This is a genomic window from Streptomyces sp. KPB2, from assembly GCF_003950055.1.
GTDB classification, from domain to species: domain Bacteria; phylum Actinomycetota; class Actinomycetes; order Streptomycetales; family Streptomycetaceae; genus Streptomyces; species Streptomyces salinarius.
Window position 1 is genome coordinate 4,259,643 of the sequence record NZ_CP034353.1, and the last position, 13,442, is coordinate 4,273,084.

Consider the following 13,442-nt stretch of genomic DNA (forward strand, 5'->3'; position numbering starts at 1 on the left):
TCAGAGCGCCCCGACAGGCTGTCCGCCATGACCACGATCTCGCCCCAGGGGCGCACCGAACTGCTGAGGCCGGACGGGAGCCCCGTCCGGGTGCTTGTAGTGGACGACGAGCAGTCCATCACCGAACTGCTGTCCATGGCCCTGCGCTACGAGGGCTGGCAGATCCGCAGCGCGGGCGACGGCCACGGCGCCGTACGGGCCGCGCGCGACTTCCGGCCCGACGCCGTCGTACTGGACATGATGCTGCCCGACATGGACGGCCTGAGCGTGCTGGGGCGGCTGCGCCGCGACCTGCCGGACGTGCCGGTGCTGTTCCTGACCGCCAAGGACGCCGTCGAGGACCGTATCGCCGGGCTGACCGCGGGTGGGGACGACTACGTCACCAAGCCGTTCAGCCTGGAGGAGGTCGTCGCCCGGCTGCGCGGACTGATCCGCCGCTCCGGCGCCGCCGACCGGCGTTCCGACTCCGTCCTCGTCGTCGGCGACCTCACCCTGGACGAGGACAGCCACGAGGTCACCCGGGGCGGCGACGGCATCCACCTCACCGCCACCGAGTTCGAGCTGCTGCGCTTCCTGATGCGCAACCCGCGGCGGGTGCTGAGCAAGGCGCAGATCCTGGACCGCGTGTGGTCGTACGACTTCGGCGGGCAGGCCAACGTCGTCGAGCTGTACATCTCCTACCTGCGCCGGAAGATCGACGCGGGGCGCGAGCCGATGATCCACACCCGGCGCGGTGCCGGGTACCTGATCAAGCCCGCGGCATGACCCGGCGGCGACGACCGCGGCCGCGGACCCTGCGGACGCGGCTCGTCGTCGCGTCGGTGGCGCTGATCGCGGTGGTGTGCGCGGTGATCGGCACGGTGACGACGGTCGCGCTGCGCTCGCACCTGTACGAGCAGCTGGACGGGCAGGTGCACGAGGTCGCCATGCGGGTGTCCGGGTTCAAGCCGCCCGGTGACCCCGATCCCGGCGGCAGCGCCCCGCATCGTCTGGACCTCGACGAGTTCGTCACCCGCGGACCCCAGCCGCAGGGCACGGTCGTCGCCGAGGTGCGCGACGGCGCCGTCGTCGATGCCGCGTTCGGCCGGAAGGACGACGACAGCACCGACTTCAGCGGGATGACGGCCGTCTCCCTCACCGAGGCCCAGCGGGCCGAGCTGGCGGGCGTGCCACGGGACGGCAGGACGCACACCGTCGGCATCACCGGCCTCGGTGACTACCGAGTGGAGTACCGGGACGCCTACTACGCCGCCGTTCCGACCGACGATGTCACCGAGACCATCAGAACCCTGATCCTCGTGGAGGCCAGCGTCACCGCGGCCGGTCTCGTCGCCGCCTCCCTCGCCGGGGCCGTCATCGTCGGCGTCGCCACCCGCCCCCTGCGCCGGGTCGCCGCCACCGCCGGCCGGGTCTCCGAACTGCCCCTGCACGCGGGCGAGGTGAACCTGGACGAACGGGTGCCGGAGTCCGAGTGCGACCCGCACACCGAGGTGGGCCGGGTCGGCTCCGCGCTCAACCGGATGCTGGACCACGTCCACGGAGCCCTGCACGCACGCCAGCAGAGCGAGACCCGGGTACGGCAGTTCGTCGCCGACGCCAGCCACGAACTGCGCACCCCCCTCGCCTCCATCCGCGGCTACGCCGAACTCACCCGCCGGGGACGCGAACGGGTCGGCCCCGACACCCGGCACGCGCTGGGCCGCATCGAGTCGGAGGCCGGCCGCATGACCCTGCTGGTCGAGGACCTGCTGCTGCTCGCCCGCCTGGACGCCGGGCGCCCGCTGGAGTTCGGCCGGACCGATCTCGTACCGCTCGTCGTGGACGCCGCCGGCGACGCCCGCGCCGCCGGGCTCGACCACACCTGGCGGCTCGACCTGCCCGACGAACCGGCCCTCGTGTCGGCGGACCCCGCCCGGCTCCAGCAGGTGCTGGTCAACCTGCTGGGCAACGCCCGCAACCACACCCCGCCGGGCACGACCGTCACCGCGCGCGTGCGGGGTGCCGGGGAGTGGCTGTGCGTGGACGTGGAGGACGACGGGCCGGGCATTCCCGCCGCGTTGCTGCCGCACGTCTTCGAGCGGTTCGCCCGCGGCGACTCCGCGCGCTCCCGCGCGACCGGTTCGACCGGCCTCGGGCTCGCCATCGTGCAGGCCGTGACGGCCGCGCACGGCGGCGGTGTGACGGTCGACAGCGCGCCGGGGCGGACGGTCTTCACCGTGTACCTGCCCGCCGTTCGGGACCGGCCGGAGGCGCCCGCGCACTCACAGGCACAGCACAGTCTCACCACACGGGTACGACAGGGGAGTTGAGAAGTGTCGGTCCCATGCGAACCGACTCTTCTCCCGGCTCCCTGCCGGCGCGGGAGCACCTCCCGGCCGCAGGAGCCGGTACGCCTGTCCTGGACGTAGTGGTCCCCGTCTACAACGAGGAGAAGGACCTCGGGCCGTGCGTCCGCAGACTGCACGAGCACCTCACCCGGACGTTCCCCTACGCCTTCCGCATCACGGTCGCCGACAACGCCTCCACGGACGGCACCCCGCGGGTCGCGGCCGGTCTGGCGGCGGACCTCGGCACGGTCAGGTCCGTCCGGCTGGAGCAGAAGGGGCGCGGCCGGGCGCTGCGGACCGTCTGGTCGGCGTCGGACGCCCCGGTCCTGGCCTACATGGACGTCGACCTCTCCACCGACCTGAACGCGCTGCTGCCGCTGGTGGCCCCGCTGATCTCCGGTCACTCGGACCTCGCGATCGGCTCCCGGCTCGCCCGCAGTTCGCGGGTGGTGCGCGGCGCCAAGCGGGAGTTCATCTCCCGTAGCTACAACCTCATCCTGCGCGGTTCCCTCCAGGCCCGCTTCTCCGACGCCCAGTGCGGTTTCAAGGCGATCCGCCGGGACGTGGCCCAGGTGCTGCTGCCGCTGGTGGAGGACACCGGCTGGTTCTTCGACACCGAGATGCTGGTGCTCGCCGAGCGCGCCGGGTGCCGCATCCACGAGGTGCCGGTCGACTGGGTCGACGACCCGGACTCCACCGTGCACATCGTGCGCACGGCGACCGAGGACCTCAAGGGCGTGTGGCGGGTCGGCAAGGCCCTGGCCACCGGTTCGCTGCCGCTGGACCGGCTGGGCCGCCCCTTCGGCGACGACCCGCGCGACCGCGAACTGAGCGGCGTACCGCAGGGCCTGGCCCGGCAGCTCGTCGGCTTCTGCGTCGTCGGCGCCCTGTCCACGCTCTTCTACCTCCTCCTCTACAGCGGCTTCCGCCACTTCACCGGCTCCCAGCTCGCCAACGCGCTCGCCCTGCTGGTCTCGGCGGTCGCCAACACGGCCGCCAACCGGCGGCTGACCTTCGGGGTACGGGGCCGGGGAGGCGCCGTGCGGCACCAGGCGCAGGGGCTGGTCGTCTTCGGCATCGGCCTGGCGCTGACCAGCGGCTCGCTGGCCGCCCTGGGCGCGGCGAGCGCCGACCCGGACCACTCCACCGAGCTGGCGGTGCTGATCGCCGCCAACCTCGCGGCCACCGTGCTGCGCTTCCTGCTGTTCCGCGCCTGGGTCTTCCCGGACGCGGAGCCCACGGCGCCGGCGCGGGAGCCGGGCCTGCCGGAGCCGGGCCCGCGGGAGTCGCGCCTGCCGGAGCCAGCCCGGCAGGGGTCGCGCCTGCCGGAACCGGGCCCGCAGGAGTCGCGCCTGCCTGAATCCCAGCTTCCGGAAACCCACCACCCGGAACCTCACCTTCCGGACCCGTACCGGGCCTGGAGCGACGCCACTGTGCGGCTCCAGCCGGTACGCCACCCCGACACCGACCACTCCAGGGACGCCCGATGACGACGCACTACGACCCGGCCGTGCACACCCCCGCCGAGGACGACGGGGGACCCCCGCCCGAGGCGCCCGCGCCGACCGGCCACCACCGGCCCCGGCGCTCCCGCTTCGGCCGGCTGTGGCGCGGCCGCCCCGAGGACCCGAGCTGGGTGCGCCCCGCCTTCCTCGCCCTCCTGACGGCCACCGCACTGCTCTACCTGTACAACCTCGACGCGTCCGGCTGGGCCAACTCCTTCTACTCGGCGGCCGTGCAGGCGGGCAGCCAGTCCTGGAAGGCGTTCTTCTTCGGCTCGCTCGACGCGGGCAACGCCATCACCGTCGACAAGCCCCCGGCCGCGCTGTGGCCGATGGCGCTGGCGGTACGGATCTTCGGCCTCTCCTCCTGGTCGATCCTCGTCCCCGAGGTGCTGATGGGGGTGGGCACGGTCGCCGTCGTGTACGCGGCCGTGCGCCGCCGGTTCAGCCCCGCGGCCGGGCTGATCGCGGGCGCCGTGCTCGCGCTCACGCCCGTCGCCGCGCTGATGTTCCGCTTCAACAACCCGGACGCGCTCCTCGCCCTGCTGATGTCCCTCGCCTGCTACCTCGTCGTACGGGCGCTGGAGGACGGCCGGACCAAGTGGCTGGTGTGGGCGGGCGTCGCGATCGGCTTCGCGTTCCTGGCGAAGACGCTCCAGGCCTTCCTGATCCTGCCCGCGCTCGCCCTCGTGTACGGCGTCTGCGCACCGGTGCGGCTCAAAAAGCGCCTGGGCCAACTCGCCCTGGCGACCGCCGCGATCGTCGTGTCCGGCGGCTGGTGGGTCGCGGTCGTGGAGTTGTGGCCGGCGTCGTCCCGGCCGTACGTCGGCGGTTCGCAGAACAACAGCTTCCTGGAGCTGACCTTCGGCTACAACGGCCTGGGCCGGCTCAATGGCGAGGAGACCGGCAGCGTCGGCGGCGGCGGTGGTCCCGGCGGCGGTGGCGGCGGGCAGTGGGGCGAGACCGGCTGGGGCCGGATGTTCAACTCCGAGATCGGCGGCCAGATCTCCTGGCTGCTCCCGGCCGCCCTGATCCTGCTGGTCGCGGGCCTTCTCGCCACCCGCCGCGCCGCCCGCACGGACGCCGTACGCGCGTCCTTCCTGGTCTGGGGCGGCTCCCTGCTGATGACCGCGGCCGTCTTCAGCTACATGGCCGGCATCTTCCACCAGTACTACACGGTGGCCCTCGCGCCGTACCTGGCGGCGGTCGTCGGCATGGGTGCGGCGACGCTGTGGGAGCGGCGGGAACGGATCTGGGCGTCGCTCGCCCTCGCCGCCGCCGTCACGGCGAGCGCGGCCTGGGGGTACGTCCTGCTCGACCGCACACCGGACTACCTGCCCTGGCTGCGGATGCCGGTCCTGGTCGGCGGTCTGGTCGCCGCGCTCGGGCTGGTCTTCGCCGGCCGGCTGGGGCGGCGGACGGCGCTCGCGGCGGCGGGCCTCGGCCTCGTGGCGTCGCTGGCCGCGCCCACCGCTTACTCGCTGAGCACCCTGCGGGAGGGACACAGCGGCTCCATCGTCACGGCCGGCCCGTCCGGCGCGGGCATGCGGGGCGGCGGTCCCGGGGGCGGCGGCTTCCCGGGCGGCGGGAACGCGCCGGGTCAGGGGCAGGGCCAGGGCGGCCCGGGGACCGGCGGTTTCCCCGGCGGCGGCACCGCTCCGGGCACCGGAGGGAACAACCAGAACGGCCAGGTGCCGAACGGCCAGATGCCGAACGGGCAGGCCCCGAACGGTCAGATGCCGAACGGCCGGAGCAACCAGAACGGCCCGACCGGCGAAGGCGGCCGGACGGGCGGCGCGGGTGGCGGCGGCATGGGCGGCCTGCTCAACGGCGCCGAAGTCGGCTCCGAGGCGAAGCAGCTGCTGGAGGCCGACGCCGATTCCTACACGTGGGTCGCGGCGGCGATCGGCTCGCAGAACGCCGCGAGCTACCAGCTCGGCACCGGCGAGCCGGTGATGGCGATCGGCGGCTTCAACGGCACGGACCCGTCGCCGACCCTGGCGCAGTTCAAGAAGTACGTGGCGGACGGCAGGATCCACTACTTCATCGCCGGCGGCGGAATGGGTGGCGGCATGGGCGGCGACTCCGGCGCCGCGTCGCAGATCACCTCGTGGGTCGAGGCCACCTTCAAGGAGGTCACGGTCGGCTCGGCCACCTTCTACGACCTCACCTCGCCGACGGACTGACCGCCCGGCGCCCGGCCGGGAAGGCGCTCGGCCGAGAGTGTGCTGATCCTCGGTGTCATCAGCCCCGCCCAGCTGACGGTGGTCCTGGACAACACCGTGCTGAACGTGGCCATCCCTCGCTCACCGACGAGCTGGGCGCCTGAGAGCTCGGGCGGTGGGGCAGGTGTGCGGCTGCGGCGCCGTTGTGGCTGGTCGCGCCCGCGCGGCGGAGCCGGACGTGGTCACGCCCCGCGCCCCTGAAGGGGCGCCTAGCATGTCCGGCATCGACGCAGTCGAGGAGTGGTGCGCATGGCGAAGGCAGGGCGGCAGGGGCCCCGGGCCAGTGTGTGGCTGAACGGGGAGGGCCGGCGCGGTGGGCGCCGCGGAGGGCAGCCCTCCGGGCTCGACCGGGACCGGATCACCCGGGTCACCGTCCGGCTGCTGGACGCCGAGGGCCTGACGGGGTTCTCCATGCGCCGCCTGGCCGCCGAGCTGAACGTCACCGCGATGTCCGTCTACTGGTACGTCGACACCAAGGACGAGCTGCTCGAACTCGCCCTGGACGCCGTCTTCGGCGAGCTGCGCCACCCCGACCCCGACGCCGGCCTCGACTGGCGCGAGGAACTGCGCGCCCTGGCCCGGGAGAACCGGGCGCTGCTGGTGCGCCACCCCTGGCTGTCCCGGCTGGTCGGCACCTACCTCAACATCGGGCCGCACTCGCTGGCCTTCTCCCGGTCGGTGCAGACCGTCGTGCGCCGCAGCGGGCTGCCCGCCCACCGTCTGACCGGCGCCATCTCCGCCGTCTTCCAGTTCGTCTACGGCTACGGCACCATCGAGAGCCGCTTCCTCGCCCGGGTGGCGGACACGGGGCTGAGCCCGGACGAGTACTTCCAGGACTCCATGCGCGCGGTGACCGAGGTGCCGGACAGCGCGGGCACCATCGAGGACGCCCAGGACATCATGGCGGCCCGGGGCGGCGACACCGTCGCGGAGATGCTGGACCGGGACTTCGAGTTCGCCCTCGACCTGCTCGTCGCGGGCATCGACGCGATGGTCGGCCGGGACTGACCCGGAGCCGCCCGCACGGCGACCCGGACGCACCCCCGGCCGGCGAGCCCTCAGTCGTCCGCCGCCAGCCGCGCCGGGAAGCCGCCCGTCGCCACCGGCCCCCACTTCTGCGGCCGTACCCGGATGATGGACTTGCCCTGCTTGACCATGGCCTGCCGGTACTCGTCCCAGTCGGGGTGCTCGCCGGAGATGTTGCGGAAGTACTCCACCAGCGGCTCCACGGAGTCCGGGGAGTCGATGACCTCCGCGGTGCCGTCGATCTGGACCCAGGGGCCGTTCCACTCGTCGCTGAGCACGAGGAGACTGACCCGCGGGTCACGCCGCGCGTTGCGGGTCTTGGCCCGTTCGGGGTACGTCGAGACGACGATCCGGCCGGAGTCGTCGACCCCACAGGTCAGCGGTGACCCCTGCGGGCTGCCGTCGGCCCGCCGGGTCAGCAGGATCGCCCGGTGCCGGGGGCGTACGAAGTCCAGCAACTCGTCCAGGGAGACACGGGTGTTCGTCGCGATGTTCGGTGCCATGCCGTCAGCCTAGGCCGCACGCCCGTCACCCGCCGCCCCGTCCCCCACGGCCCCGTCCCCCACGGCCCCGTCCCCCACGGCCCCGTCCCCCACGGCCCCGCCGTCCCGTCACCACGGTCCCGTCCCCCCCCCCGGGTCCCGCCGCCCCGTCACCCACGGTCCCGCCGTCCCTCATCCGCGCCCGCGCCGCTGCGTCACCCGCCCTCCCGCAGCCCACTGCCCGCCGTCCCGCTCTCCGCGCGCAGCGCCTCCGCGAGGTTGTCGTGGACCGGTACGTCGCGGCGCAGGCCGGAGAGTTCGAGGACGCGGCTCGCCACGCTCTTCGGGGCGGCCACCACGCGCAGCGAGGCGTGGTCGGGCAGCCCGCGGCGCACGGCGGTGAGGAGGCGGACACCCTGGGAGTCCATGAAACGGGTCGCGGACAGGTCCAGGACGAGCAGGCGCAGGCCGTCGGAGCGCTGCTCCACGGCGGTCATGATCAGGGGCAGCAGCCCGGAGGCGTTGCAGAAGTCGATCTCGCTGGGCAGCGCGAGCACGGCACAGCCGGGTGGATCGCACGGCTCGCACGGCTCGCAGGGCTGGGGATGGAAGGTCACAGCACTCACCTGACAGACGTCCGTCGGGCTTCCGGCCGGGCCGCTTCCTGACCCGCCCCCATTCCACCACGTGGCGCGGCGACGCGGAAGGCGCGGGAGGCCGCCCGGCCACCCGTCCGCCCCGTGCGTCGACCGAGCGTCACCGGCACGCAACCAAGCAGCTAAAGTGCTGTTCGTCCTGTGCTCGCAGTCGGGAATGTGCTGCGGAGCTCTCCTGCGCACGGCCGTGAGGCCGCGCACGCTGAAGAGGTTCGTGGTGGCTGCGTCCGAATTTACTGATTTGCCGCGTTTTCCGGTCGGCTTCGAGCTGGCCGACGCCCTGACGGCGGCGGCCCGGGACCTGCACGGGACGAACACCCCCGCGGACACCCTGCACACGGCCGTGGGCCTGGCCGTACGCCTGCTGCCCGACGCCGAGCACGCGGGCATCTCGGAGATCCAGCGCGGCGGCCGCCTGCGCACCCTCGCCTGGACCGACGAGACCGTGCGGTTCGCCGCCGAGCCCCGGCAGGGCGGCCAGGGCGGCCACACCCCGCACCCGGACTGGGAGCGCCTGTGGACGACGCCCGTGGTGCGCACGGACGACAGCGAGGCCGACGGCGGCGGCAACGCCCTGTCCGGGCTCGGCCTGCGTTCGGCGCTGTCCCTGCGGCTGCGCGCGGACCGGCGCCGGCTGACCGTGCTGACGGCGTACGCCCGCAAGCCGCAGGCCTTCGACGAGGACGCCACCCGCATCGGGCGGCTGTTCACCGCACACGTCTCCCTCGCCCTGGACTCGGCGACCGTGCGCGAGCAGCTCACCGAGGCGATGCGCACCCGGGACCTGATCGGCCAGGCCACCGGCATCCTGATGGAGCGTCTGAACATCGACGCGGCCGGTGCCTTCGAGTCGCTGGTGAAGGCGTCGCAGCGGGAGAACGTGAAACTGCGCGACCTGGCCCGCCGCATCGTCGACGCCCACTCCGCGCCGGGCGGCCGAGGCGTGACCGAGCGATGACGGGACATCCGTACGGTCATGACCTCGCAGACGACGGACCCCGATCCCCGCGCGGGCACGAACCCGGACCCGGGCACGAGCACCGGCACGGAGACGCTTGAGCACGCCCTCGCGCGCGCCCAGGGCCTGGACACGCTGCTGCGCGATCTGACCGACCGCGCGGTCCGGCAGGTGCCCGGCGCCGACGCCTGCTCCGTCACGGTGCGCCGCGCCGACCGGCTGATGACGCTGGCGGGCAGCACGGGCCTGCCCAGTGGGCTGGACCTGCGCCAGTACGAGAACGGCTCGGGTCCCTGCGTGGACGCCGCCGAGTCGGGCGAGGCGCAGTACTCCCCGGACCTGGCCGCCGAGACCCGCTGGCCCCCGTACACGGAGTACGCACTGGCCACCGGGGTGCGCTGTGTGCTGGCGCTGCCGCTGGCCGTCGAGGGCGAGACGGGCGCCGCGCTCAATCTCTACGGCGTCGAGCCCGACTCCCTGGCCCTCGGACTGGACGCGGCCCGCGCCTTCGCGGAGCGGGCCGCGGACGCGGTGAACGAGGCCCTGCGCATCGAGCGGGAGCGGGCCTCGGCGCCGGACGTGCGCACAGCCCTGCTCTCCCGCAGCGTCATAGACCAGGCGGTCGGCATGCTCATGGCCCGGGAGCGCATCGACGCCGCCCGGGCCATGGAACGGCTGCGCCGGGTCTCACAGGACCGGAACGTCAAGCTCCGCGACCTGTGCGCCCAGGTGGTGGCCCGGGCGTCCGGCGGTGCCTCACATCGTCGGCAGTGACTCCCCCTGGACCGCCTGGATGTCCAGCTCGACCCTGAGGGTGGTGCCGATGGCGGCGATGCCGGCCTGGACGACCTGGTTGTAGTTCATGGCGAAGTCCTCGCGGTGCAGCTCCGTCGTCGCGCGGAAGGCGGCCCGGGTGCCGCCCCAGGGGTCGGCGCCGGTGCCGAGGTAGGCCAGGTCCAGGTCGACCTCGCGGACGACCCCGTGCAGGCCCAGCTCGCCGTGGACGGTCCAGCGGTCCGGCCCGGCCTCGCGCACGCCCGTGGAGCGGTAGGTGATCTCCGGGAACCGCTCGACGTCCAGGAAGTCGGCCGAGCGCAGATGGGTGTCGCGCATGCCGTTGCCGGTGTCGATGGAGGCCGCCTTGATCACCGCCTCCACCCGGGACTTGGTGACGTCGTCCGGCGCGATCTCGACGGTCGCGGCGAAGTCGGTGAACCGCCCGCGCACGCTGGAGATGCCCAGGTGCTGGGCGACGGCGGCCACGCCGGAGTGCGCCGGGTCGACCGTCCACGGCCCCGGCGGCGGCAGTTCGGTGCCGCCCTGGCGGGCCAGCGTCACCGTGCCGACCTCGGCCCGGCCGCTCGCGGTGACGATCGCGCTGGAGGCGGCGGGCGTGTAGCCGACCGCGGTGACGATGACGGTGTACGCCCCGGGGGTGAGCGGGGTGGTGTCCCGCACGGCGCCCTCGGTGTCCGCCTCGGCGCGCAGTACCTGGACGCCGGTCATGTCGGTCACCGTGACGACCGCGTGCGACACGGCCCATCCGTCCCGCGTTCGGATCCTCGCGGTCAGTCCCATCCCGTTTTCTCCCTGCAAAGGCTCAGAAAGTGGTCGTAAAGAAACCGGCCCGTGGGGGCGGGCGCACCTCCGCTCGGAGCGCGCCCGCCACCACGGGCCGGATCCCTGCTACTCGCCGGGGTGGGCGAGTTCGATGTCGTGGCCGTCGGCACCGGGGCCGGCGACCGTCAGGGCGGTGGCCACCGGCGGGTAGCCGGTCGCGATGACGGTGTACTCACCGGCGTCCAGGTCGGTGAAGGCGTACGCGCCGTCCGCACCGGTGGTGGCCGTGCCGATCACGTTGCCCGCCGCGTCGACCAGGGTGACCCGGGCGTCGGCCAGCGGACCCTGCGGGGCCCGCACGACGCCCTGGACCTGGGCGCCCGCCTGGAGGTCGACCTCGACGCGGGTGACGCCGGTTCCGCCGATCTCCAGGGGCAGCGCGCGGGGCCGGTAGCCGGCGGCGTTGACGGCGACGGTCACCGTGCCCGGCACCAGCTCGGTGAAGGCGAACTCGCCCGCCTCGCCGGTGGTGGCGCTGGCCAGCAGGTCGCCGCGCACGTCGGTGACGATCACCATGGCGTCCTTGACCGGCAGCCCGCCCTCCACGGCCCGCACCAGGCCGGTGAGCCCGCTGGTGCCGCTGAGCAGGATGTCGTAGGCGACCGGCTCGTCGTTCACGACGATGGTGGAGGCCTGCGGCTGGAACCCGTCGGCGGAGGCGATCAGCACGTACGACCCGGCGCTCGGCGCGTCGACGGCGTAGGAGCCGTCGGCCTGGGCGACGGACCGGCCGAGCTGGCGGCCGGCCAGCGAGATCAGCGTGACCGCGGCCTGCGGGACCGGCGCGGACTCGGCGCCGCGGACGAAGCCGCGCACCGCGATGCCACCGGAGACGGGGGCCTGCGGTTCACCGGAGCCGGTCGTCGTGGCGACGGCGGCCAGCCGCTGCGTGGCGGCCGGGGAGACCGCGGTGTCCGAGACGGCCGAGGTGGCCGGGTCGCCGGACGGCGTGGCCGACACGGCCGCCATCGCACCGGCGGGAACCGGCTCGTCGGCGACGCGGACGGCCTCCGCGGGGGTGCCCGCCACCGGCGGGGCGGACTCGGCCGAGGACTCCGCCGCCTGGGCGAGGGCGCCCTTCGTGCGCAGCGGCACCTCCTTGATGAACAGCGTCACCAGGAAGCCGAGCAGGGCGATCGGCGCGACGTACAGGAAGATGTCGGCGATGCCGTGCCCGTAGGCGCTCTCCAGCCAGGTGCGGATCGGCGCGGGGAGCAGGTCCATGTCCGGGATCTGGCCCGAGCCCAGGGCCTTGCCGGCCGCCATCTGGTCCTCGGGCTTGAGCTGCCCGATGCTGTCGGTGGCGTAGTGGCTGATCCGGGTCGACATGATGGAGCCGAGGACCGAGACGCCCACCGCGCCGCCGAGGGACCGGAAGAAGGTGACCGTGGAGGACGCGGAGCCCAGGTCGCTCGGGTCCACCTGGTTCTGCGTGCAGAGCACCAGGTTCTGCATCATCATGCCGACGCCGAGGCCCATCAGCGCCATGAAGATGCCGATGTGCCAGTACGGGGTGTCGTAGCGCATGGTGCTCAGCAGGCCCAGGCCCGCGGTCAGCAGCACACCGCCGGACAGCAGCCAGCGCTTCCACTTGCCGGTCTTGGTGATGATGATGCCGGAGACCGTGGACGAGACGAACAGGCCGCCGATCATCGGGATCGTCATGACACCCGACATGGTCGGGGACTTGTCCCGGGCCAGCTGGAAGTACTGGCTGAAGTAGACGGTGCCCGCGAACATCGCGATACCGACGAACAGCGAGGCCAGCGAGGCCAGGGTGATGGTGCGGTTCCTGAACAGACGCAGCGGGATGATCGGCTCGCTGGCCTTCGACTCGACGAGGAGGAAGAGCAGCGTCAGCACGATCGCGCCGCCGACCATGGCGCCGGTCTGCCAGGACATCCAGGAGTACTTGTCGTCGGCGAAGGTCACCCAGATGAGCAGCAGGCAGACGGCCGCGGTGACGAAGAAGGCGCCGGCCCAGTCGACCTTGACCTTCCGCTTGACCACGGGCAGGTGCAGCGTCTTCTGCAGCACGATCAGCGCGAGGATCGCGAAGGGCACGCCGACGTAGAGGCACCAGCGCCAGCCGAGCCAGCTGGTGTCGGTGATGACGCCGCCGAGCAGCGGACCGCCGACGGTGGCGACGGCGAAGGTGGCGCCGAGGTAGCCGGAGTAGCGCCCGCGCTCACGCGGGGCGATCATCGCGGCCATGATGATCTGCGCCAGGGCGGACAGACCGCCGGCGCCCAGGCCCTGGATGGCCCGCGCGGTGATCAGCATCGCGGGGTTCTGCGCCAGACCGGCCACGACGGAGCCGATGACGAAGACGATCAGGGCTATCTGGACCAGGGCCTTCTTGCTGAACAGGTCCGCGAGCTTGCCCCACAGGGGGGTGGACGCGGTCATCGTCAGCAGCGAGGCGGTGACGACCCAGGTGTAGGCGCTCTGGCCGCCACCGAGGTCCCCGATGATCTCGGGCAGGGCGTTGGTGACGATGGTCGAGGACAGGATCGCGCAGAACATGCCGAGCAGCAGCCCGGACAGTGCCTCCATGATCTGCCGGTGCGTCATCGGAGCGTCTCCGTTGGAGCCTCCCCCGTGCTTGGCATGAGCCCGCACACCGGCCGGTGTGGTCGTTGCCAT

General features: G+C 73.3%; 11 protein-coding genes. 7 read left to right on the plus strand and 4 right to left on the minus strand.

The window, feature by feature from the left end; translation table 11 throughout:
* The first annotated feature begins 27 nt into the window (after window positions 1-27).
* From D1J63_RS18930 to D1J63_RS18950, 5 genes are all read left to right on the plus strand, one after another.
* Window positions 28-765, plus strand: a complete 738-nt coding sequence (locus D1J63_RS18930; protein WP_102931217.1) for a response regulator transcription factor — start codon at window positions 28-30, stop codon at window positions 763-765.
* On the plus strand, window positions 762-2,309 hold the full coding sequence (locus D1J63_RS18935; protein WP_125630197.1) for an ATP-binding protein: 1,548 nt from the start codon (window positions 762-764) through the stop codon (window positions 2,307-2,309). The genes D1J63_RS18930 and D1J63_RS18935 overlap by 4 nt, the downstream gene beginning before the upstream one ends.
* 14 nt (window positions 2,310-2,323) lie before the next feature.
* Complete coding sequence (locus tag D1J63_RS18940) at window positions 2,324-3,817, plus strand: glycosyltransferase (protein ID WP_125630199.1); 1,494 nt, start codon at window positions 2,324-2,326, stop codon at window positions 3,815-3,817.
* The gene (locus D1J63_RS18945; protein ID WP_125630201.1) at window positions 3,814-6,015 is read left to right on the plus strand and encodes a glycosyltransferase family 39 protein; all 2,202 of its coding nucleotides are present in this window, start codon (window positions 3,814-3,816) and stop codon (window positions 6,013-6,015) included. The genes D1J63_RS18940 and D1J63_RS18945 overlap by 4 nt, the downstream gene beginning before the upstream one ends.
* A 288-nt stretch (window positions 6,016-6,303) precedes the next feature.
* Window positions 6,304-7,062 (plus strand): TetR/AcrR family transcriptional regulator C-terminal domain-containing protein, encoded by a 759-nt coding sequence (locus D1J63_RS18950; protein ID WP_102931486.1) that lies wholly within the window; start codon window positions 6,304-6,306, stop codon window positions 7,060-7,062.
* 50 nt (window positions 7,063-7,112) lie between these two features.
* Here the strand turns inward: D1J63_RS18950 and D1J63_RS18955 are convergent, their stop codons facing one another.
* Both D1J63_RS18955 and D1J63_RS18965 read right to left on the minus strand, forming a co-directional pair.
* Complete coding sequence (locus D1J63_RS18955) at window positions 7,113-7,583, minus strand: PPOX class F420-dependent oxidoreductase (RefSeq protein ID WP_125630204.1); 471 nt, start codon at window positions 7,581-7,583, stop codon at window positions 7,113-7,115.
* A gap of 194 nt (window positions 7,584-7,777) precedes the next feature.
* Entirely contained in the window at window positions 7,778-8,179 is a 402-nt protein-coding gene (locus D1J63_RS18965) for an STAS domain-containing protein (RefSeq protein WP_102931484.1), read from the minus strand.
* A 280-nt stretch (window positions 8,180-8,459) separates the two neighbouring features.
* On the opposite strand from D1J63_RS18965, the gene D1J63_RS18970 reads away from it, so the two are divergent.
* Both D1J63_RS18970 and D1J63_RS18975 read left to right on the plus strand, forming a co-directional pair.
* Entirely contained in the window at window positions 8,460-9,176 is a 717-nt protein-coding gene (locus tag D1J63_RS18970) for an ANTAR domain-containing protein (RefSeq protein ID WP_164712885.1), read from the plus strand.
* Window positions 9,177-9,194: 18 nt separating this feature from the next.
* The gene (locus tag D1J63_RS18975) at window positions 9,195-9,950 is read left to right on the plus strand and encodes a GAF and ANTAR domain-containing protein (RefSeq protein ID WP_125630206.1); all 756 of its coding nucleotides are present in this window, start codon (window positions 9,195-9,197) and stop codon (window positions 9,948-9,950) included.
* On the opposite strand, the gene D1J63_RS18980 is transcribed toward D1J63_RS18975, so the two are convergent.
* Complete coding sequence (locus D1J63_RS18980; protein ID WP_102931481.1) at window positions 9,933-10,754, minus strand: YceI family protein; 822 nt, start codon at window positions 10,752-10,754, stop codon at window positions 9,933-9,935. The genes D1J63_RS18975 and D1J63_RS18980 overlap by 18 nt on opposite strands.
* A gap of 108 nt (window positions 10,755-10,862) precedes the next feature.
* The gene (locus D1J63_RS18985) at window positions 10,863-13,442 is read right to left on the minus strand and encodes an MFS transporter (RefSeq protein ID WP_125630208.1); all 2,580 of its coding nucleotides are present in this window, start codon (window positions 13,440-13,442) and stop codon (window positions 10,863-10,865) included.

Coding starts and splice junctions, on each gene's coding strand:
- D1J63_RS18940 (WP_125630199.1), top strand. CDS start 2,324: ATGCGAACCGACTCTTCTCCCGGCTCCCTGCCGGCGCGGGAGCACCTC.
- D1J63_RS18950 (WP_102931486.1), top strand. CDS start 6,304: ATGGCGAAGGCAGGGCGGCAGGGGCCCCGGGCCAGTGTGTGGCTGAAC.
- D1J63_RS18975 (WP_125630206.1), top strand. CDS start 9,195: ATGACCTCGCAGACGACGGACCCCGATCCCCGCGCGGGCACGAACCCG.
- D1J63_RS18955 (WP_125630204.1), bottom strand. CDS start 7,583: ATGGCACCGAACATCGCGACGAACACCCGTGTCTCCCTGGACGAGTTG.
- D1J63_RS18980 (WP_102931481.1), bottom strand. CDS start 10,754: ATGGGACTGACCGCGAGGATCCGAACGCGGGACGGATGGGCCGTGTCG.
- D1J63_RS18930 (WP_102931217.1), top strand. CDS start 28: ATGACCACGATCTCGCCCCAGGGGCGCACCGAACTGCTGAGGCCGGAC.
- D1J63_RS18945 (WP_125630201.1), top strand. CDS start 3,814: ATGACGACGCACTACGACCCGGCCGTGCACACCCCCGCCGAGGACGAC.
- D1J63_RS18985 (WP_125630208.1), bottom strand. CDS start 13,442: ATGGCAACGACCACACCGGCCGGTGTGCGGGCTCATGCCAAGCACGGG.
- D1J63_RS18935 (WP_125630197.1), top strand. CDS start 762: ATGACCCGGCGGCGACGACCGCGGCCGCGGACCCTGCGGACGCGGCTC.